The sequence below is a fragment of the Edwardsiella ictaluri ATCC 33202 genome, assembly GCF_000264785.1.
Classification (GTDB): domain Bacteria; phylum Pseudomonadota; class Gammaproteobacteria; order Enterobacterales; family Enterobacteriaceae; genus Edwardsiella; species Edwardsiella ictaluri.
Map to the genome: position 1 here is coordinate 1 of NZ_AFJI01000043.1, position 21,261 is coordinate 21,261.

A 21,261-nucleotide genomic window follows, 5' to 3' on the forward strand; every position below is an offset into this window, starting at 1 on the left:
CCTCGGTGAGTGTCAACGTTTAATTTACCGTTTCTCTCTCACTCTCCCCGGCTCATCCTGTGATGTTGTTCACATGTGCCGTGTCGATGGAGGCGCATTATAGGGAGATTACGCCGCCTGACAAGCCCTAATTACAACTTTTTTATCATTCGACCACTTTCCATACAGAGCGCGTTATTTTCATACCTTTTCCAGCCTCCTCCCCATCAGAAGAGGTAAAAGACAGGGCAGCCATCAGGCTGCCCCCGTATTGCGCTATCGTGAATTACTGCTGTGCCACGATCTGCTCGCCGTCCAACACCAGGGTAATCGGTTTGCCCGGCAACAGTTTCCCGGACAGGAGCTGTTGTGCCAACGGGTTTTCGATCTCCTGTTGGATGGCACGCTTCAACGGACGTGCACCATAAACCGGGTCGAAGCCAGCCTGAGAGAGCTGATCCAACGCCGCCTCGCTCATCGTGACGCTGTAGCCCTTCTCTTCCAACCGCTGATACAGCCGCTGCAACTGAATGCGGGCGATCGCCTTAATGTTCTCCTGACCCAACGGATGGAAGACCACTGTCTCATCAATACGATTGATGAACTCTGGTCTGAAATGGTGAGTGACTACGCTCATCACCAGCGCTTTCATTTCGCCATAGCTCTGGTCGCCAAAGCGATCCTGGATCAGATCGGAGCCCAGATTAGACGTCATAATGACCACCGTATTACGAAAATCGACGGTGCGCCCCTGACCATCAGTCAGACGTCCATCGTCCAGCACCTGCAGCAGGATGTTAAAGACATCTGGATGCGCCTTCTCGACCTCATCGAGCAAGATGACCGAGTACGGACGACGGCGTACTGCCTCCGTCAAATATCCCCCCTCTTCATAGCCGACATATCCCGGAGGCGCCCCGACCAAACGCGATACGGAGTGCTTCTCCATAAATTCAGACATGTCGATACGCACCATAGCGTCATCGCTGTCGAACAAGAAGTTAGCCAGCGCCTTACACAGTTCGGTTTTACCCACCCCAGTCGGCCCGAGGAACAGGAATGAACCGATGGGACGGTTAGGATCGGACAGCCCTGCGCGGCTACGGCGAATAGCATTGGAGACAGCTTCAACCGCCTCATTCTGCCCCACGACGCGTTTATGCAGCTCACCTTCCATACGCAGCAATTTTTCGCGCTCACCTTCCAGCATGCGCGATACTGGAATACCGGTCCAACGCGCCAGCACCTCTGCGATTTCGGCGTCGGTGACCTTATTACGCAGCAGCTTCATACTCTTACCTTCGGCCTGCGTTGCCGCCTGCAGCTGCTTCTCCAAATCCGGCAGTTTGCCGTACTGGATCTCAGACATCTGCGCAAGGTCACCGCTGCGGCGCGCCTGCTCTAGCGCAATCTTGGCCTGCTCGATCTCGGCCTTGATATTCTGGGTACCGGTCAGCGCGGCTTTTTCTGCCTTCCACTCTTCTTCCAGCGAGGCATAGTCGCGCTCTTTCTCCTCCAGCTCAATATTCAGGATTTCCAGACGTTTCTTGCTGGCCTCGTCGGACTCTTTCTTCAGCGCCTGCTGCTCCAGCTTAAGCTGGATGATACGCCGTTCCAGACGATCCAACGCTTCCGGTTTAGAGTCGATCTGCATCCGGATGCTGGAAGCGGCCTCATCGATCAGGTCGATGGCCTTATCGGGCAGCTGGCGATCAGCGATATAGCGGTGGGATAGCGTGGCGGCCGCCACGATAGCTGGATCGGTGATCTGCACGTGGTGATGTAGCTCATAGCGCTCCTTCAACCCACGAAGAATGGCGATGGTATCTTCGACGGACGGCTGCGCCACATAGACCTTCTGGAAACGACGCTCCAGTGCAGCATCCTTCTCAATATACTGGCGGTACTCGTCCAGGGTCGTCGCACCGACACAATGCAGCTCACCACGCGCCAGCGCAGGCTTCAGCATATTCCCCGCATCCATGGCGCCATCGGCTTTTCCAGCCCCGACCATCGTGTGCAGCTCATCGATAAACAGGATGACACTGCCCTCCTGTTTAGCCAGATCGTTCAGCACCGCTTTCAAACGTTCTTCAAACTCACCGCGGAATTTTGCACCGGCGATTAACGCCCCCATATCCAAAGAAAGCACGCGCTTGTGCTTCAGCCCCTCAGGGACCTCACCGTTGATGATGCGCTGGGCCAGCCCTTCGACAATAGCCGTTTTACCGACCCCGGGCTCCCCGATCAGCACCGGATTATTTTTGGTGCGGCGCTGCAGCACCTGAATGGTGCGGCGGATCTCTTCGTCACGCCCAATCACCGGATCCAGCTTACCCAGCTCGGCACGCTCGGTCAGATCGATGGTGTACTTATTCAGTGCCTGGCGCTGATCTTCCGCATTCTGATCGTCCACTTTTTCTCCTCCGCGCAGCTGCTCAACAGCAACGCTGAGTTTTTGCGCAGAAGCACCAGCGGCCTTCAACATATCGGCCAGTTTACCGCGCTCTTCCATCGCGGCCAGTATAAACAGCTCTGACGATATGTAGGTATCACTGTGCTTTTGCGCTAATTTATCACACAGGTTGAGAACCCGAATCAGGTCGTTGGATGGCTGAACATCGCCACCGGTCCCCTCCACCTGCGGTAGGCGGGCAATAGCCTGCTCCAGGGACTGCTGAAACTCACCGATATCAACGCCTGCAGATACCAGCAAAGGACGAACCGTGCCCCCATCCTGACCGAGCATCGCGCTCATCAGATGTATCGGTTCAATAAATTGGTTGTCGCGCCCGAGTGCCAAAGACTGGGCATCAGCGAGGGCTAACTGGAACTTGTTGGTTAAACGATCCAGACGCATGTTTCCTCCGAGACGTATGCAAATTGCTTCTGGAGAATAAGTGTGGTCTAGACTGCACTTTTCAACCAAATCGTGACAATTATTTAATTATTTTTTGTTCAATTTAGGGTGGCACGCGAGGCGTACAGAATCCCAAGGCCACCAGACGCTGGCCTTGGGAAGAATGCGTTAGGAGAACCAGATCAGCGAAGCCATACGACCGGTCTGCGCCATACGACGATAGGAAAAAAAGCGCGATGCATCGCTCAACGTACAGAACTCACCACCGCTGATGCGGGTAACGCCCGCGGCCTGCAGGCGCTGGCGTGCCAGGGCGTAGATATCGGCCAAGTATTTACCGTCCGCAATAGGCCGGAACGCGCTGAGGCTGGCCCGATCGTGCTGGATAAACTGCGCCCGTACCTCGGATCCCACTTCAAAAGCATCAGGGCCAATGGCCGGCCCGAGCCAAGCCATCACCGCACCGGGCGCCGCATTAAAACAGCTCAGGGTCTGCTCTAGGACCCCATTGCACAACCCACGCCAACCGGCATGGGCCGCCGCCACTTCGTTACCCTCATCACAGGTAAACAGCACGGGTAAACAGTCAGCTGTCATCACCGCGCACACCTGCCCCGGCGTTCGGGTATAGGCCGCATCGGCACGCACATCGTAATCGGTATTTCCGGCCGCCAGCGTCAGCACCCGCGTACCGTGTATCTGATCCAACCACACCGGTGGCGTCGGCAAATCCAGCGTCTGACAGAGCCGGGCACGGTTGGCCGTGACCCGTGCGGGATCGTCACCGACGTGCACACCCAAATTTAACGTGTCATAGGGTGGCAGGCTAACACCGCCGTCGCGGGTGGTCCCATAGGCGGAGACCCTCGATGGCGCCGGCCAGCGCGGCACAATCAGTTTCATAGCCAGTCCATTTCATCCTTAAAGGTTTCTGCGTCCTCTTGCATCACCGCAATCAGGCGCTGCATATCGTCTGGGATCGGCGCATGCCACTCCATTTCGATACCACTGATCGGATGATATAGCCGCAACATGGTCGCGTGCAGCGCCTGGCGATCAAACTCGCGCAGGACACGGATAAACTCCGGCGATGCATCACGCGGCGGGCGCGGACGGCCACCGTACAGCGGATCACCAACCAGCGGATGGTTAATGTGCGCCATATGCACACGGATCTGGTGGGTACGCCCGGTCTCCAAGCGCAGGCGCAGGCGTGTATGGACACGGAAGTGCTCCATAATGCGATAGTGCGTCACCGCCGGTTTTCCCATCGGGTGTACCGACATGTGGGTTCGCTTGGTCGGGTGACGCGCGATCGGCTCCCGTACGGTACCACCGGCGGTCATGGTACCGATGGCTACCGCCTCATATTCCCGGGTGATTTCACGCAGCTGCAGCGACTCGACCAAGCGAGTCTGGGCCGGAACTGTTTTAGCGACCACCATCAGGCCGGTGGTGTCTTTATCCAGACGGTGCACGATCCCGGCGCGCGGAACGTCGGCGATCTGTGGATAGTGATGCAGCAGGGCGTTGAGCACCGTACCGTCTGGGTTACCGGCACCGGGATGTACTACCAAATCGCGCGGCTTATTGATCACCAGGATATCTTCATCCTCGTAGACGATATCCAGCGCGATATCCTGCGCCTCCCAACGGTTCTCTTCCTCAATCAGAGCATCAATGGCAATATGCTCACCACCCAGAACCTTCTCTTTAGGCTTATTGATAATGACCCCGTTCACGCTGACGCGCCCCTCCAGGATCCACTCTTTTATGCGTGAACGTGAATAATCAGGGAACAATTCCGCCAACGCCTGATCTAAGCGTTGACCGAGTTGGGATTCCGTCACCGTCGCGGTGAGCTGTACTTGTTGTGCCATAGTGAGTTTCTTTCGTTAACGTTGGGTTTTCTCGGCGTTGCCGTTTAAAATAATGTGCTATTGTAGCTGGTCTTTGCCGGGAGCTTAACGGAGAGTCACCCGGAACAACACAAAAAGGGTAAGCAAAACGTCATGACGCGTATCAAATATCTGGTGGCAGCCACCACGTTGAGCCTGGCGCTGGCTGGTTGTTCCAGCTCCAAAGAGGCGGTGCCCGACAATCCACCTGCAGAAATCTACGCCACCGCACAGCAAAAACTGCAGGACGGTAACTTTAAAGCGGCGATTACGCAACTGGAAGCGCTGGATAACCGTTATCCATTTGGCCCTTACTCTCAGCAGGTGCAGCTGGATCTGATCTACGCCTACTATAAGTCGGCTGACCTGCCGATGGCACAGGCTACCATCGATCGCTTCATCCGTCTCAATCCGACCAGTCAAAACATGTCCTATGTATTGTACATGCGCGGCCTGACAGATATGGCTATGGACGACAGCGCACTGCAGGGATTCTTCGGCATCGACCGCTCTGACCGTGACCCCGAATACGCCCGCCAGGCTTTCCGTGACTTCAGCCAGCTGGTACAGCGTTACCCGAACAGCGCTTATACTACAGATGCGACCAAGCGTCTGGTCTTCCTGAAAAATCGGCTCGCCAAACACGAATTGGCCGTCGCCCGCTTCTACACCAAGCGCGGTGCCTATGTCGCCGTGGTGAACCGCGTAGAGCAGATGCTGCGCAACTATCCGGATACCCAAGCGACCCGTGGCGCTCTGCCGCTGATGGAGAATGCCTACCGCCAGATGGGCCTGAACGGTGAAGCCGACAAGGTACAAAAAATCATCGCGTTCAACGGCGACAAGACATAGCGCCAATCCAGAGATAGATAAACAAAAGGCAGCCATCAGCTGCCTTTTGTTTGATCCGCACAGGCGTAGCCGGGAAGCACGTTCCGCCCCTCTGGAAAAACTCCAGCCGTAAGCTATCCCAGGCTTTGCCAATTTTTCCGCCTTAACTTCTCCATCATGCGCATAAATTTCCGCTGACTCAAGCGCTATTTTCAGCATTTTTCACCATAATCACAAAACAACTTAACTTTGCAAAAAGTGACAAAAATCCGTGATTTTCCTCTCACACTTTGCTCCGTGGCGCGTTATGCTGAAATCATCAAAGCGGAAAAGACAGAGAGGTATCTGTATGACTATCAGTATTACCAGCAAACAAATGGAAATCACTGCTGCCATCCGTGAACATGTCGAAGACCGTCTCAGCAAACTGGACAAATGGCAAACGCACCTAATTAATCCTCATATCATTCTGTCTAAGGAGCCGCAGGGTTTTGTGGTTGACGCCACGATTAATACGCCCAATGGCCAACTGGTCGCCAGCGCCAAACATGAAGACATGTATACCGCGATCAACGAGCTGCTGAACAAGCTGGAGCGTCAGCTAAACAAAGTCCAGCATAAAGGGGAAGCTCGCCGTGCCCATACCAGCGTAAAAGATGCTAATCTACAGGTCGCTGCCAGCGAATAGCCTAAAATAAGCCCTTTTATTTAGATATAACGCGTCCATCGGGCGCGTTTTTTATTGATACAAAAAACGTTGACAGGAAAAAAGTATCACGGTTAACGTAAGGTATGACTCACCATAGAGCCGCATTATGTCCCGTTGCTCGTTGTTCTTTCGCTGCTTTTTTCCGACTCTGCAGCCGGAAGGCGTCGCTCTACGCTAGGAAAGCAGCGAAAGAATGACGTAAGTCCTCCCTAGGGAGGCTTTTTTATGCGTACCACCACTGCACCAAGCTGATTAAGGGCCCCTGATGAGTACACTCAATCCATTATTGACGCTGCGCGAGCAGATTAGCGCCGTCGACAGCCAGTTGCTGGCTCTACTGGGCGAACGCTGCCGCCTGGCCGAGCAGGTCGCCCGAACCAAACAGGCACTGCATCATCCAGTTCGAGACCGGGCCAGAGAGCGTGATTTGCTGCTCAGCCTGATTGAACAGGGAAAACCGCTGCAGCTTGATGCACATTTTATTACTCGCCTGTTTCAACTGATTATCGAAGACTCGGTGCTAACCCAACAGGCGTTGCTACAGCAGTCGTACTTGGCCACCGCCGCCGCACGCATCGCCTTTCTCGGCCCTAAAGGCTCCTATTCCCATCTGGCCGCCCGCCACTATGCCGCGCGCTATTTTGATCAAATGCTAGAGTGCGGCTGCCAGCGTTTTCAAGACGTCTTCGCCCAGGTAGAAAACGGCCAGGCCGACTATGCCGTACTACCGATAGAAAACACCTCATCTGGCGCCATTAACGACGTCTACGATTTGTTGCAGCATACCAGCCTATCTATTGTCGGCGAGCTAACGCTGCCCATCGAGCACTGCCTGCTGATCGCCGGTGAGGGCGATATCAACACGCTGACCACTGTCTACAGCCACCCTCAGCCGTTTCAGCAATGCAGCCAGTTCCTCAGCCGCTACCCACAGTGGCATATCGAATACTGTGAAAGCACTGCCGCCGCGATGGAGAAGGTCGCCGCACTGTGCTCCCCCCAGGCAGCGGCCCTGGGCAGCGCCGACGGCGGCAATCTGTATGGTCTGCAGCCACTGGCGCACGATCTGGCCAACCAGGCCCAGAACATGACCCGATTCATCGTCCTGGCGCGCAAAGCGATCGAGGTCAATCCCCAAATCGCCGCCAAAACCACGCTGATCATGGCGACGGGCCAACAACCCGGGGCGCTGGTCGATGCGCTGCTGGCCTTCCGCGAGCAACATATTGTCATCACCAAGCTGGAGTCTCGGCCGATAAACGGCAATCCGTGGGAGGAGATGTTCTATCTGGATGTACAGGCTAATCTGAACGATCCTGCCATGCTGCGAGCACTGCATGACCTGCAGGCGCTCACCCGATCACAGAAAATCTTGGGCTGCTACCCAAGTGAAAACGTGGTGCCGGTCGCACCGACCGGGCAATCATAATCCTTATGCTGCCGCGACATCAGCCGCGGCGATCGTGCGCCTGGCTCAGCAACGCCCGGCTCTCATCCTGAAAACGCTGCGCATCTTCGCCGAACCAGCGGGCGATACGCTGAAACGTTTCGATAAACGCCTCTTTCTTCTGCCCCTCCAACAGTCGGATCGCTTCGCCGAAACGCTGATAATACCGTTTGATCAGCGCCAGATTATCCGGCGATGCCATGATGATATCAGCATATAGCTGCGCATCTTGCGCAAACAGACGTCCTACCATCATCAGTTCCAGACGATAAATCGGCGAGGAGAGCGCCAGCAATTGCTCCATGCCGACATTCTCTTCGGCCAGATGCAGCCCATAGGCAAAGGTCGCAAAGTGACGCAGCGCCTGGATAAACGCCATATTCTGATCGTGCTGTACTGCGCTGATGCTATGCAGACGCGCGCCCCAAACCTGCAGCTGCTCTAGCAACCACTGGTAAGCCTGCGGCTGTCTACCATCGCAGTAGACGATCACCTGTTTGGCAAAACTGCCTACATCAGGGCCGAACATCGGATGTAATCCGACGACGGGTCCACTGTGCGCCGCCAACATCGCCTGCATCGGCCCGCCCTTAACCGATGCCAGGTCGACCAACAGGCAATCCGCCGGCAGCGACGGCAGGCGGGCTATAGAGGCTTCGGTCAAATGGATTGGCACGCTGATTATCACCATACCGGCATCGGCGCAAAGCGTCTCGGCCTGCGGCCAATCCTGCGTTTCCAGTATGCGTACCTGGTAACCAGACAGTCGTAGCATCCGGGCAAACAGCCGCCCCATCTGCCCTGCGCCGCCGACGATCACCACCGGGCGTAGCTCCGGATTCAGCGCCTTAAACCCCTTGTTATTTTCACTGACATAAGACTCCCGCATCACCCGGCGCAGCACGTCCTCAATCAGATCCGGCGAAACACCAAGCTGCTGCGCCTCCGCCCGTCGCGACGTCAACATCGCCGCCTCTCGCTCAGGTACATAAACCGGCAGGCCATAGCGGCTCTTGACCTCCCCCACCTGGGCAACCAACTGTAAACGGCGTGCCAACAGCCCCAGCAACGCCTTATCGACCTCATCAATGCTATCGCGCAGTGCGCTCAGTTCCGCCACCATCGTCCGTCATGCCTCCCGATCGCGCCGCAGCGGCGCCAATTGACGCTGCATATCGTGCAGCAACGTTTCCGTTGTCGTCCAGTCAATACAACCATCCGTCACAGAGACGCCATAGCGCATGTCGCTGCGTGGCTGCTCCGAACTCTGATTGCCAGCGGCCAGGTTACTCTCCAGCATCACACCGATAATGGAGCGGTTCCCCTCTACTATCTGCGTAATAACCGACTGCGCGACCTGCGGCTGACGTCGGTAGTCCTTGCAAGAATTACCGTGACTGCAGTCGACCATCAACAGCGGGCGCAGACCGGCCTGTACCATCTGCGCCTCGCACTGCGCGACATCCTGTGCGCTGTAGTTTGGCATTCGCCCCCCACGCAGAATAACATGGCCATCGGGGTTTCCCTGTGTCTGCAACAGGCAAACCTGCCCAGCCTGATTGATACCGACGAAGCGGTGTGGCATGGCCGCCGCCTTCATCGCATTAATCGCTGTCTCCATGCTGCCGTCGGTACCGTTTTTAAAGCCGACCGGCATCGACAGACCGGAGGCCATCTCGCGATGGGTTTGTGACTCGGTGGTACGCGCGCCTATGGCCGACCAGCTGAACAGATCGCCCAAGTATTGCGGTGAGTTGGGATCCAGCGCCTCAGTCGCCAACGGTAACCCTATATCGACCAGCTGCAGCAGCAGGCGACGGGCAATATGCAGCCCGGCCTCAACATCGAAAGAGCCATCCATATAGGGATCGTTAATTAACCCTTTCCAACCCACCGTGGTGCGCGGCTTCTCAAAATAGACCCGCATGACAACGTAGAGCCGATCGCCGACACTCTGCGCCAGCGACTGCAGATGACGGCCATACGTAAGGGCGGCATCGACATCATGGATCGAGCAGGGACCGCAGATCACCAGCAGACGCGAGTCACGCCCGGCCAGAATATCAGCTATCTCACGGCGGGAGGCAGCGATTTTCGCCTGCTGAGCCTCGGTCAGCGGGAAACGGGCCTTTAGCTCCTCTGGCGTAATCAAAACCTGCTCATCGCTGATATGGATGTTATTCACGGCGTCTTTTTGCATCATCATCACATTACCTGCCTATCAGGGAGTAATTATCTCGGCGCGGGTACCATGCCTCTATCTAGGCTACATTAGCACGAACAGTAAACTTTTCAATCCATAATTGTAAATAATACAATACAGGTGTCTTTACATGTCACGGGTGAGCAAAATTTGAAGCATCACGCGGTTTCATTGTTGATTAGACCGCAAAGTTAAAAACACACGTTAGGCTGTGCCCGCTAAATCGTGTCCGCGACGCGGATACGCAGATGGCCTAACAGCATGCAACGTGCCGACAAATCCCGCTCGCCCTAAGAGCCGCGCCGAATATCGGGTCACAACTCCAACTTAGAACCTATCCCAGAAGGGATTGTCAGAATGTCGTAACTGATAATTTCTGAAGGCAAAAATATGACAGGAAGCCAATGGCGGATCAGCGATGAACTCTGGGAAAAAATGGCACCGTTTATCCCTGAGCACAAAACCAGCCATCCACTCGGTACATACCGGAAACGCATTGATAACCGTGCCGCAGTGGATGCTATCTTCTTCGTCCTCAGAACCGGATGCCAGAGGAACGCACTGAATGCCAGCGGGACATGTTCATCGAGTTCTGCGCACCGGCGCTTCCAGGAATGGCGCGCTGCAGGCGTCTTCGAGCGCTTCTGGCAGAGCGGATTGTTGGCCTGTGAACATCTGGACGGCATTGACTGGTCCTGGTTGTCGATGGATGGCTGTATGACCAAACCGCCACTGCCAGGAACAAAAAAACAGGCCGCAATCCCACGGACAGAGGGAAACAAGGCGTAAAGCGCAGTCTGATGACTGATGCCAACGGACTTCCTCTGTCGCTGGTTGTCGCAGCAGACAACACGCATGACATCAAACTGGTTGCGGATACACACGATGCGCTTCAGATGGGGCGTTCGGGGAAAAAACTCGGGCTCTGCCTGGACAAAGGCTACGAAGCGGGCTGGCAACATACCTGCCGAGCCGCCGTTACAAGCCGCATCTCCAGCCCCGTAAAGGGGAATCAGATGCCAGTAAAACCACAGACTTCAAGGCCTATCGCTGGGTCGTTGAGAGGACGCATAGCTGGATGAATCGCTTTCGCCGGGTAATGACCCGATGGGAAAATAGGTCTGAAAATTACGAGGCCATGCTGTATTTTACCTGTGGTCTTATTGTCTGGAATAAACCTCTATTGAAATAGGATCTTAGTGGTAATGGTTGATTGTAAGATCCCAGCCAATGACCCTATCGTGCATTTCTTCTGATTTTGAGAAGCAGATTGTCCTTCTGGTAAGCCGTTTAAGATGAGTCCGCAGATTCGGGTTATGCCGCTCTATACTTTGAATCTATTTTTTGCTGACTACATGGTGAGCTGAATCCAACAGCGTCCAGTATACCGGCCAAGAATCGGTCATGTAGAAGACAATATAAAATTGTCTCAGCAAGGCCAGAACAGAGGGAAGAGGTCATTTATTAACAAAACTATATTATTTGCCAATTAATTCACACTCATCCAAAATGTATTATATATAACGTGCAATGCAAAATATAATTATTCTTTATTAACATGAGATCTCAACAAAGTTACATAAATAACGCCAAAATACCATGCGCGGGAGAAGGTATCGGTAATATCACAATTTCACTGAAAGAGATAAAAATGAAGGAACTGAGAGATATGGCCATTTAATAATAAATCGCGATCCATACAGCGCCCGAGATACACTATAAGCAGGATAAGCAACCGGTGATGCCTTTATGCTGACGACATGGAGATAAACGGATTTACCTTAGGGAGTGTTAGAAATTCTATGTGCCTCTCTGGTTCTCCTCCGTTTTCACTTTGTCCACAATAGTTTATTCAGATCACTTTTCATTGGATTTATATTCTGTATTTTTATAAAGGAAGAGCAATCTCTCAGAATCATGTGCAGACCAAAAATATTATTACGCAGCATTACGCTGTATACGATTTTCGCTGTCATGAATACCCGACGCCCTTATACCATGAGGCACGGCGTGGGAAAATAAACACAAAGGGAACATATGGTCACACTACAATTTGCCGTTATAATAATCTGTCTATTACTGGGGACACGCTATGGTGGGATGGGGCTGGGGCTTATCAGTGGTATTGGTCTCTTCATCCTGACCTTTGTCTTCAATATGGTGCCCGGCAAGCCGCCGGTCGAGGTGATCCTGACCATCTTGGCCGTCATCGGTTGCGCCGCCGTGCTACAAACCGCCGGCGGCCTCAATGTAATGATGCAGTTTGCCGAACGCCTGCTGCGCCGTCATCCGCAACACATCACCATCCTGGCGCCGCTGACCACCTGGATGCTGACATTCCTCTGCGGCACAGGGCACGTGGTCTATACCATGTTCCCCATCATTGCCGATATTGCGCTGAAGAAGGGGATCCGCCCAGAGCGTCCGATGGCGGTCGCCTCCATCGCCTCACAGATGGCCATCACCGCATCGCCAGTTTCCGTCGCCGTGGTCTCACTGGTCTCAATCCTCGGCGCAGCGCACGGCATTGGCCAGGCCTTCACTATTCTGGATATTCTGGCCGTGTCGGTGCCAGCCTCCCTGTGCGGGGTGCTGGTCGCCGCGCTTTGGAGCCTGCGCCGCGGTAAAGATCTGGATAAGGATCCGGTATTCCAGGAGAAAATCAAAGATCCGGAGCAGCGCGCCTACATCTATGGTGATAGCCAGACGCTGCTGAACCAGACGTTCCCCAAACAGGCCTACTGGGCTACCTGGATCTTTTTTACCGCTATCGCCGTCGTCGTCATCCTGGGCGCCTTCGTCGATCTGCGGCCGGCCTTTGAGGTTAAAGGGGGGATGAAACCCCTCTCAATGAACCTGGTCATCCAGATGATGATGCTGATCGCCGGCGCCATCATTCTGATGTCCTGTAAGGTCAAGCCGGGTGACATCTCCAGCGGTGCCGTCTTTAAAGCCGGCATGGTCGCCATTTTCTCCGTCTTTGGCGTCGCCTGGATGAGTGATACCTTCTTCCAGGCGCACATGCAGGATCTACGCCTGGTGCTGGAAGATGTCGTGAAGAGCCATCCCTGGACCTATGCGCTGGTGCTGTTTTTGGTCTCCAAGCTGGTGAACAGTCAGGCTGCTGCACTGACCGCCATCGCACCGATGGGGCTATCGCTGGGCGTAGAACCAAAAATGCTGCTGGCATTCTTTCCGGCGGCCTATGGCTACTTCGTTTTGCCAACCTATCCCAGCGATCTGGCCTGTATCGGTTTTGACCGCTCAGGTACAACCCGCATCGGGAAATTTATTATTAACCACAGTTTTATCCTGCCCGGATTTATCGGTGTCATCACCTCGTGTACGGTAGGCTACCTGCTGGTTGCTGCCTTCTATTAAGAACGTCCTTACCCGGCCTCCTACGGGAGGTCGATATAAAAAAAGCGTATAACGTTCCCGTCAAGCTTGCAAAAATAAGCTAATCATTACCATTTTTGGCCACAAATCACCCGCTATAATGAGACGTACATCAACTTTGGCAAAATCCCTATTTTACTGGAAACATCATGCTCCGCTTATGTGTCCCCCGTTCACTGCCGATCCTCATGGGCATTACCACTGTGCTGTACGGCATCAATGCCTGTGCCGATAGCACCCTGTTTACCGCGTTAGACGATCCGTCAACAGCAAAACAGCCTTTTACCGGAAATATACAGGCCGGTTATAATTCACAGTCAGGAAACAGCAATAACGCCAGCCTGCTTGCCGATACTACCATGACCTGGTTTAACCGGGAGGCTGCTACTGCCTATAGTCTGTGGGGCACGGCTAACAATGCCGAGTCTAACGGTACACGTTCCGCTGAAAAATACCAAGCCGGCGCCCGCACCCGCTATAATGTCACGACCGATAACTATATGTTCGGGCAGGTTAACTGGCTGAACGATCGCTTTGCTGGCTACGCCTCCCGCACCACCGGTACCGCAGGCTATGGGCGCCAGCTCTTCTCCTCGCCATCGCAGGATCTGCGCGTCGAATTCGGTCCAGGCATCCGCCATGACGAGTATCGGGAAGGGGGACGATCCACCCGGGCGCTGGCCTACGGCGCCGCGAACTATACCTATCAGCTCACCAAGAACACCCAGTTTACCCAGGGAGTCTCTGCACTCTCTAATGAAGATACCTCTCTCAACTCGGAAACGGCGCTCAACGTCGGTATTAACGATGCCTTCTCGCTGCGTCTCTCCTATAACGTAACCTACAATAGTGAACCACCGGCCAGCGCGCCCAAACACACCGACCGTACCAGCGCAATCACCCTACGGTACAATCTGTAAACACCGCCCTCCCCCCGGGAGGGTACGAGCGCCGCGAGTCAATCGTGGCACACCTGACACGACCTTACCCTTCTTATACTTTCTTTACACCGCAACTTAATATCCGCTTAAGCATTTATCGCTCTAATGGAAACCACGATATGAGAAGCGAGAGGAAGCGGCATCATGCTATTGACCGAATCACTGAAAACAACAGCAGACTTCATTACTCAGTTCATCCGCTCCCCCCGTACGGTTGGTGCTATCACCCCTTCCACCTCCTATCTATGCCGCCAGATGGTACGCTCCGTTGACTGGACCTATAGCCGTCGCGTTGCGGAGTTCGGCGCGGGTACCGGGGTTCTGACGCGTCATATTCAGCGTCAGATGCGGGTGGACGCCAGGCTGGATATCTTTGAGACCAACCCGCACTTTTGCCAAACCCTACGCAATATTGCCGATCGACGCGCGACGGTACACTGCGCCTCGGCGGAGGCGACAACACAAAAATACGATACGATCTTTTCCGGACTGCCGCTGCTGGCTTTCCCCCAGACACTGCGCCAAACGATCCTGGCTCAGGCCGCCCGCGCCCTGACACTTGATGGGGTATTTATCCAGTTCCAATATAGCCCGTTGCTGGAAGACAGCCTTTCTGCCCACTTTCTCTGGCAGCGTACCCTGGTATGGCGCAATCTTCCCCCCGCCTTTGTCTACCTATGCCGGGCGCGCTAACCCACAGGGTAGCGATGAGAAGATAAAACACCCCCTGCCAAGCAGGAGCCCAAGACGCCGTGGACACAAAGACAATAAATATGGACTGCCCCCCTGCCCAGCAAGGGGGCAAGACACAAAAAAGGGGTTGGCCATTTGGCCAACCCCTTATCATTTAACTACTTTCGGATGTAGCGAAAGCGTTGTCTTAGTTCAGGCGCTCTTTAATGCGGGCTGCCTTACCAGTACGCTCACGCAGGTAGTACAGTTTAGCTTTACGAACGGCACCACGACGTTTCACAGCGATGCTGTCGATAACCGGTGAGTGAGTCTGGAATACACGCTCAACACCTTCGCCGTTGGAAATTTTGCGAACAGTGAATGCAGAGTGCAGACCGCGGTTACGGATAGCGATAACCACGCCCTCGAATGCCTGCAGACGCTTTTTGGAACCTTCAACGACCCATACCTTCACTTCCACGGAGTCACCCGGACGGAACGCAGGTACGTCTTGCTTCATCTGCTCTTGTTCAATCTGTTTAATGATATTGTTCATAATAATCTCTTACCCTAGGTAAACTGATATATCGGCCCGACGTTTTAGTCGCAGCCTTCATGATCCTGCTGCGCGGCATGCTCCTTGCGGAACTGCGTCAGCAGCTTTGCTTGCTCGTCAGTCAGAGCTAGGCTTTCTAGAAGTTCAGGTCTTCTAAGCCAGGTTCGGCCCAGCGACTGCTTTAAGCGCCAGCGACGTATCTCGGCATGGTTTCCCGACAGCAGCACTGGCGGTACCTCCATATCCTGTAACACCTCAGGACGGGTATAGTGTGGACAGTCCAGCAGACCGTCGACAAACGAATCCTCCTCAGCCGAGGCCTGATCACCCAACACCCCCGGCACAAACCGGGAGATCGAGTCAATCAGAGTCATGGCCGGCAGTTCGCCGCCGCTGAGAACGTAATCGCCGATCGACCACTCTTCATCGATTTCGGTTTGGATTACGCGCTCATCAATACCCTCATAACGCCCGCAGACCAGAATTAACTTCTGGCTGACGGAGAGTTCGCAAACGCCCTGCTGGTCCAGTTTGCGCCCCTGAGGCGAAAGATAAATCACCTTCGCCCCTTCGCCTGCCGCTGCCTTTGCCGCATGGATGGCATCCCGCAGGGGTTGAACCATCATCAGCATCCCCGGCCCGCCGCCATAGGGGCGATCGTCCACGGTTCGATGCCGATCGTGCGTGAAATCGCGCGGATTCCAGCACTGCACGCTAAGCAGGCCTTTTTTTACGGCCCGGCCAGTTACCCCGTAATCGGTGATTGCGCGGAACATCTCGGGAAACAGACTAATTACCCCAATCCACATCGTGGCGTTCCACTCAGTTCTACCGTTAATATCGGAGGTCAAAAACCAGGATCCCAATCTACTTCAATAGATTTAGCAGTGAGATCGACTTTCTTGATCACCTGTCCGTCGAGGAACGGAATCAACCGCTCCTTCATACCGAATGCATCTTTCAGGTTCGCCTTCACGACCAATACGTCGTTGGAGCCGGTTTCCATCATCGCAGTGACTTTACCCAGCGCATAGCCGGACACGGTGACTACCTGGCAACCCATCAGGTCTTTCCAGTAGTAATCGCCATCATCCAGCGACGGCAGCTGCGACTCATCCACGACAATCTCTCGATTAACCATGGTATTGGCCGCATCACGATCGTCAATACCTTTAATTTTGACGACCCAATCCTGATTGTGGCTACGCCAGCTTTCCAGCTCGATCGCAACCCACTTACCCGCCTGCTGGATAAACCAGGGCTGGTAATCAAAAATGCTTTCAGCATCCTCGGTGGAGGAAAACACTCTGAGCCAGCCGCGGATGCCATACGCAGAACCGAGTTTCCCCAGAACGACTGCATTACTCACCGCCGGCTTATTCTCTGTGCTCATCGTGACCACCGCAACGGGTTAAGCTGCTTTCTGAGCTTCTTTGATCAGCGCAGCTACGCGATCAGAAACGGTTGCGCCCTGGGAAACCCAGTGGCTTACGCGATCCAGATCCAGGCGCAGGCCTTCGGCGCTGCCGGTCGCGATCGGGTTGAAGAAACCTACGCGCTCGATGAAACGACCGTCACGGGCATTACGGCTGTCGGTCACTACTACTTGATAAAACGGACGCTTTTTCGCGCCGCCACGTGCTAAACGAATGGTTACCATAACATCCTCATTAGTAAATAAAACACCAGACCCCATCGAGGAACGGAGCCCGGTGTCCTTGTTCATACGAACATAAAAGCCCGAAAATTTTACTCATTTTGGCGCGAAAAGCAACTGTCACTATATGCTTTCGCACCGACGACAGCGATTAACGCCCCGGGAACCCTGGCGGCATCATACCACGCATGCCGCGCATCATTTTCGCCATTCCGCCTTTCTTCATCTTTTTCATCATGCGCTGCATTTCATCGAACTGCTTCAACAGCCGATTCACATCCTGCACCTGCATGCCGGAGCCCTGAGCGATGCGGCGCTTGCGCGAGCCTTTGATGATCTCCGGGTTGCTGCGCTCTTTCAGCGTCATCGAGCTGATGATCGCCTCCATCCGCACCAACACCTTGTCATCCATCTGCGCCTTCACGTTGTCCGGCAACTGGCCGACTCCCGGCAGCTTGGCCAGCATGGAGGTCATCCCCCCCATGTTGCGCATCTGCTTGAGCTGATCCATAAAGTCGTTGAGATCGAATCCGTCTCCCTTCTTCAGCTTAGTCGCCAGCTTCTCAGCCTGGGCGCGATCAACCTTGCTCTCCAGCTCTTCGATCAGCGACAGCACGTCGCCCATGCCCAGAATGCGCGAGGCCACGCGATCCGGATAAAACGGCTCCAGCGCCTCGGTCTTCTCACCGACACCGAGGAACTTGATCGGTTTCCCCGTGATATGGCGGATCGACAGCGCCGCACCGCCGCGGGCGTCGCCGTCCACCTTGGTCAGTACCACTCCGGTCAGCGGCAGCGCCTGGTTAAAGGCGCTGGCGGTATTGGCCGCATCCTGGCCGGTCATCGCATCGACCACAAACAGTGTTTCCACCGGGCTAATCGCCGCGTGGATCTGCTTGATCTCATCCATCATCGCTTCATCGACGTGCAGGCGGCCTGCAGTATCGACGATCAGCACATCATAAAACTTCTGTTTGGCGTGAGTCAGCGCGCGCTGCACGATATCCAGCGGACGCTCCTGCACGTCGGAAGGGAAGAAATCGATGCCTACGCCTTCTGCCAGCGTTTCCAGCTGTTTGATCGCCGCGGGGCGATACACGTCGGCTGATACGACCAGCACTTTCTTCTTCTGTTTTTCCTTGAGGAATTTACCCAGCTTACCCACGCTGGTCGTCTTACCGGCGCCCTGTAAGCCAGCCATCAGCACCACGGCCGGCGGCTGCGCCGCCAGATTCAGCTCGGTGTTGGCCTCTCCCATTGCGCGGGTCAGCTCGTCCTGAACGATTTTGACGAACTCCTGTCCCGGCGTCAGACTCTTGTTGACCTCCTGACCCAGCGCGCTCTCTTTCACCCGACTGATGAACTCGCGCACCACCGGCAGCGCCACGTCGGCTTCCAGCAGCGCCATGCGCACCTCGCGCAGGGTATCCTTGATATTATCTTCGGTCAGTCGCCCGCGGCCACTGATGTTGCGCAGCGTGCGCGACAATCGATCGCTTAGATTTTCAAACATGGTTTATGCTCAACGTAGTACCAATGCAAAACGGGCCGTCAGGCGACGACATCGCTAAAGATGGCGGCGAGTATAACACGAAGCCCCGCGATTCTCTCCCCCACGGCGCGCATTGGTCGGCGCCAGCAGTTGGAGCCTAGCGCCGCTGCAGCTATACTGAACGCCTCATTCACTCAGCCATCAATGAACTCGCTATGCCCGTATTTGCCATCATGGCCATGATCGCCTATCTGCTCAGTCTGGGACTGATTGTTCCCGGCCTGGCACGCAATAACCGCGCATACCGGCATCTGGCGCTGGCCTTTGCCGCCGCGGCGCTGCTGTGCCATGCCATCGCCCTCTACCAACGCATCTTTGACGTCAGCGCAGGACAGAACCTCAGTTTGCTGAATATGGGATCATCGGTCAGCCTGCTGATTTGCCTGGTCATGTCCGTGGTCGCCTCACGCGATCGCGGCTGGTTTCTACTGCCAATCGTCTACAGTTTTGCTCTGATCAACCTCGGACTGGCCAGCTTTGTTCCCGGAGAGTTTATTACCCATCTGGAGGCCAGCCCCTCTCTGCTGTTCCATATCGGGCTGGCGCTATTTTCTTACGCCACGCTGATCATCGCCGCGCTGTATGCCTTTCAAGTGGCGTGGATGGATCACCTGCTGAAGAATAAAAAGCTGAGCCTGCGCGCCGACATGCCGCCATTAATGAGCATTGAGCGCAAGATGTTCCACATTACCCTGGTAGGCGTGGTACTGCTGACCCTGACGCTGATTAGCGGAAGTCTGTATATGGAGCAGCTGTTCAGTTCCGAAAATATGCACAAGGCGCTGCTGTCGCTATTGGCTTGGTGCGTGTATATCATATTGCTGTGGGGGCACTATCGCCGGGGATGGCGGGGGCGTCCGGTCGTGTGGTGTAACCTGGCCGGCGCGGCGCTGCTGACGCTCGCCTACTTCGGCAGCCGGATCATTCTGGGTCTGGCGCAGTAATCTTACGCCCTCGCACCGATTTTCGCGCCCCCGCCTTCGTGCGGGGCTGACCGTTAACCACCATAAGGAACACCCGTTTGGAGCACGTCTCGACCGGTACGCTGATCGCCATTCTACTGCTGATGGTGATCGTCTCCGCTTACTTCTCCGCCTCGGAAACCGGGATGATGACCCTCAACCGCTATCGCCTGCGCCACCTGGCCAAGCAGGGACTGCGGCCCGCCCGACGCGTCGAGCGCCTGCTGCGTCACCCGGATCGCCTGATAAGCCTGGTGCTGATTGGCAATAACCTGGTCAATATACTGGCCTCGGCGCTGGCAACCATCGTCGGTATGCGTCTGTATGGCGACAGCGGCGTGGCCATCGCCACCGGTATCCTGACCTTTGTCATTCTGATCTTTGCCGAAGTCATGCCAAAAACCTTTGCGGCGCTGTACCCGGAAAAGGTAGCATTCCCCAGTAGCCTTCTGCTGGGCCCGCTGCAGAAGGTCATGATGCCGCTGGTCTGGCTGCTAAACGGCATCACCCGCCTGCTGCTGCGGCTGTGCGGCGTTCAGCCGCACGCGGGCCCCAGCGATGCGGTAAGCAAGGAAGAGCTGCGCACCATCGTCAACGAGTCGCGCGCTCAGATTTCGCGGCGTAACCAGGATATGCTGATCTCGGTACTGGATCTGGATAAGGTGTCGGTCGAGGACATCATGGTGCCGCGCACCGAGATCGTCGGCATCGACGTCAACGACGACTGGAAATCGATCCTGCGCCAGCTCACCCACTCTCCCCACGGGCGCATCGTGCTGTTCCGCAATACCCTGGACGATGCCATCGGTATGCTGCGCGTACGCGAAGCATACCGCCAGATGATTGAAAAGCAGGAGTTCAACAAAGAAAACCTGCTGCGCGCCGCTGATGAAATCTACTACATCCCTGAGGGGACCCATCTCAACGTGCAGCTGTTGAAGTTCCAGCGCAATAAGGAAAAGGTCGGCATCGTGGTTGATGAATACGGCGATATCAAGGGGCTTATCTCCGTCGAAGATATCCTTGAGGAGATCGTCGGCGATTTTACCACCTCCATGTCCCCCTCGCTGGCCGAAGAGGTACTGCCGCAGAGCGACGGCAGCGTACTGATCGACGGCAGCGCCAATATCCGCGAACTGAACAAGGCCTTTAACTGGGCCCTGCCTGCAGAGGGCGCGCGCACCATCAACGGGATGCTGCTGGAAACCCTGGAGGAGATCCCGCAGCCGGGCACCCAGGTCACCATCGGTAACTACTTCATCGAAATTCTCGATGTGCAGGACAATATGATCAAGCGGGTGAGAGTCTCTCTGCTGCGCGCTCACCTGCCAGGCGACGGCGCCTGATCTACACGTTTAGCGCCAGATCGCGGACGTAAAAAAGCCCCACATGTTGCCTCTTCGGGGGCTTTTCTATCGATAAAGCCCAGGTATAACGGGCCGTAAGCGGCGCTGGCGGTCATTTTAGCCCAGGGTAAGGCGCGAGCGGGCGAGGTTGGTTGGGCCCAAATGCACCGTAGTAACGCAACAGTGGGCTAAAATAGCCCCGGCCCTACGGAACGCGTGCCAGGAGCGCATACTCTGCGTTACCGGGCT

19 protein-coding genes and 2 pseudogenes are annotated in these 21,261 nt (G+C 55.2%); 10 read left to right on the plus strand and 11 right to left on the minus strand.

All coding sequences use genetic code 11. The annotated features are described in order from the left end of the window. Positions 1-265 precede the first annotated feature (265 nt). The 3 genes from clpB to rluD all read right to left on the minus strand — a co-directional run bounded on the left by clpB (position 266) and on the right by rluD (position 4,719). The gene (gene clpB / locus EIEH_RS05465; RefSeq protein WP_015872435.1) at positions 266-2,839 is read right to left on the minus strand and encodes an ATP-dependent chaperone ClpB; all 2,574 of its coding nucleotides are present in this window, start codon (positions 2,837-2,839) and stop codon (positions 266-268) included. A 168-nt stretch (positions 2,840-3,007) separates the two neighbouring features. Next, on the minus strand, positions 3,008-3,742 hold the full coding sequence (gene yfiH, locus EIEH_RS05470; RefSeq protein WP_015872436.1) for a purine nucleoside phosphorylase YfiH: 735 nt from the start codon (positions 3,740-3,742) through the stop codon (positions 3,008-3,010). Continuing rightward, positions 3,739-4,719 (minus strand): 23S rRNA pseudouridine(1911/1915/1917) synthase RluD, encoded by a 981-nt coding sequence (gene rluD, locus EIEH_RS05475; protein WP_015872437.1) that lies wholly within the window; start codon positions 4,717-4,719, stop codon positions 3,739-3,741. Before rluD ends, yfiH begins: the two co-directional genes overlap by 4 nt. A gap of 132 nt (positions 4,720-4,851) precedes the next feature. Between rluD and bamD the strand changes: the two genes are divergently transcribed. The 3 genes from bamD (at position 4,852) to pheA (ending at position 7,706) form a co-directional block, all read left to right on the plus strand. Then, positions 4,852-5,589 carry an outer membrane protein assembly factor BamD gene (gene bamD / locus EIEH_RS05480; RefSeq protein ID WP_015872438.1) on the plus strand — a complete coding sequence of 246 codons (738 nt, stop codon included), beginning with the start codon at positions 4,852-4,854 and terminating at the stop codon, positions 5,587-5,589. A gap of 328 nt (positions 5,590-5,917) precedes the next feature. Beyond that, the gene (gene raiA / locus EIEH_RS05485) at positions 5,918-6,256 is read left to right on the plus strand and encodes a ribosome-associated translation inhibitor RaiA (protein ID WP_015872440.1); all 339 of its coding nucleotides are present in this window, start codon (positions 5,918-5,920) and stop codon (positions 6,254-6,256) included. A gap of 286 nt (positions 6,257-6,542) precedes the next feature. After that, on the plus strand, positions 6,543-7,706 hold the full coding sequence (gene pheA, locus EIEH_RS05490; RefSeq protein WP_035608967.1) for a bifunctional chorismate mutase/prephenate dehydratase: 1,164 nt from the start codon (positions 6,543-6,545) through the stop codon (positions 7,704-7,706). A 19-nt stretch (positions 7,707-7,725) separates the two neighbouring features. Here the strand turns inward: pheA and tyrA are convergent, their stop codons facing one another. Both tyrA and EIEH_RS05500 read right to left on the minus strand, forming a co-directional pair. After that, positions 7,726-8,847, minus strand: coding sequence for a bifunctional chorismate mutase/prephenate dehydrogenase (gene tyrA, locus EIEH_RS05495; protein WP_015872442.1), 1,122 nt, complete (start codon positions 8,845-8,847; stop codon positions 7,726-7,728). A gap of 6 nt (positions 8,848-8,853) precedes the next feature. After that, positions 8,854-9,924, minus strand: coding sequence for a 3-deoxy-7-phosphoheptulonate synthase (locus EIEH_RS05500; RefSeq protein WP_015872443.1), 1,071 nt, complete (start codon positions 9,922-9,924; stop codon positions 8,854-8,856). Positions 9,925-10,317: 393 nt separating this feature from the next. Here EIEH_RS05500 and EIEH_RS20085 point away from each other — a divergent pair, with 393 nt between their 5' ends. Both EIEH_RS20085 and EIEH_RS20090 read left to right on the plus strand, forming a co-directional pair. Further along, a complete protein-coding gene (locus EIEH_RS20085; protein ID WP_015872444.1) occupies positions 10,318-10,716 on the plus strand; it encodes an IS5 family transposase in 399 nt (132 codons plus the stop codon). Continuing rightward, positions 10,641-11,119, plus strand: a pseudogene (locus EIEH_RS20090) (IS5 family transposase). Before EIEH_RS20085 ends, EIEH_RS20090 begins: the two are co-directional and overlap by 76 nt. A 4-nt stretch (positions 11,120-11,123) precedes the next feature. On the opposite strand, the pseudogene EIEH_RS17415 reads toward EIEH_RS20090, so the two are convergent. Further along, positions 11,124-11,381: pseudogene (locus EIEH_RS17415) on the minus strand (IS1 family transposase); the annotation flags it as partial. Positions 11,382-11,964: 583 nt separating this feature from the next. Between EIEH_RS17415 and EIEH_RS05510 the strand changes: the two are divergent. The 3 genes from EIEH_RS05510 (at position 11,965) to EIEH_RS05520 (ending at position 14,960) form a co-directional block, all read left to right on the plus strand. Beyond that, complete coding sequence (locus tag EIEH_RS05510) at positions 11,965-13,308, plus strand: anaerobic C4-dicarboxylate transporter (protein ID WP_015872447.1); 1,344 nt, start codon at positions 11,965-11,967, stop codon at positions 13,306-13,308. A 167-nt stretch (positions 13,309-13,475) separates the two neighbouring features. Further along, positions 13,476-14,246: a DUF481 domain-containing protein gene (locus EIEH_RS05515; protein ID WP_035608973.1), complete on the plus strand. Its 771-nt coding sequence runs from the start codon at positions 13,476-13,478 to the stop codon at positions 14,244-14,246. 165 nt (positions 14,247-14,411) lie between these two features. Further along, a complete protein-coding gene (locus EIEH_RS05520; protein ID WP_015872449.1) occupies positions 14,412-14,960 on the plus strand; it encodes a class I SAM-dependent methyltransferase in 549 nt (182 codons plus the stop codon). Between the two features lie 187 nt (positions 14,961-15,147). Here EIEH_RS05520 and rplS read toward each other — a convergent pair whose 3' ends face one another. The 5 genes from rplS to ffh all read right to left on the minus strand — a co-directional run bounded on the left by rplS (position 15,148) and on the right by ffh (position 18,665). After that, positions 15,148-15,495 carry a 50S ribosomal protein L19 gene (gene rplS / locus EIEH_RS05525; protein ID WP_015872450.1) on the minus strand — a complete coding sequence of 116 codons (348 nt, stop codon included), beginning with the start codon at positions 15,493-15,495 and terminating at the stop codon, positions 15,148-15,150. Between the two features lie 44 nt (positions 15,496-15,539). After that, on the minus strand, positions 15,540-16,304 hold the full coding sequence (gene trmD, locus EIEH_RS05530; RefSeq protein WP_015872451.1) for a tRNA (guanosine(37)-N1)-methyltransferase TrmD: 765 nt from the start codon (positions 16,302-16,304) through the stop codon (positions 15,540-15,542). A gap of 38 nt (positions 16,305-16,342) precedes the next feature. Then, positions 16,343-16,888: a ribosome maturation factor RimM gene (gene rimM, locus EIEH_RS05535; protein WP_035608976.1), complete on the minus strand. Its 546-nt coding sequence runs from the start codon at positions 16,886-16,888 to the stop codon at positions 16,343-16,345. A gap of 18 nt (positions 16,889-16,906) precedes the next feature. Further along, complete coding sequence (gene rpsP, locus EIEH_RS05540) at positions 16,907-17,155, minus strand: 30S ribosomal protein S16 (protein ID WP_015462230.1); 249 nt, start codon at positions 17,153-17,155, stop codon at positions 16,907-16,909. Between the two features lie 148 nt (positions 17,156-17,303). Beyond that, on the minus strand, positions 17,304-18,665 hold the full coding sequence (gene ffh / locus EIEH_RS05545; RefSeq protein ID WP_015872453.1) for a signal recognition particle protein: 1,362 nt from the start codon (positions 18,663-18,665) through the stop codon (positions 17,304-17,306). Positions 18,666-18,859: 194 nt separating this feature from the next. Here ffh and EIEH_RS05550 point away from each other — a divergent pair, with 194 nt between their 5' ends. Further along, positions 18,860-19,648, plus strand: a complete 789-nt coding sequence (locus EIEH_RS05550) for a cytochrome C assembly family protein (RefSeq protein WP_015872454.1) — start codon at positions 18,860-18,862, stop codon at positions 19,646-19,648. A gap of 77 nt (positions 19,649-19,725) precedes the next feature. Continuing rightward, entirely contained in the window at positions 19,726-21,012 is a 1,287-nt protein-coding gene (locus EIEH_RS05555; RefSeq protein WP_015872455.1) for an HlyC/CorC family transporter, read from the plus strand. Positions 21,013-21,261 lie beyond the last annotated feature (249 nt).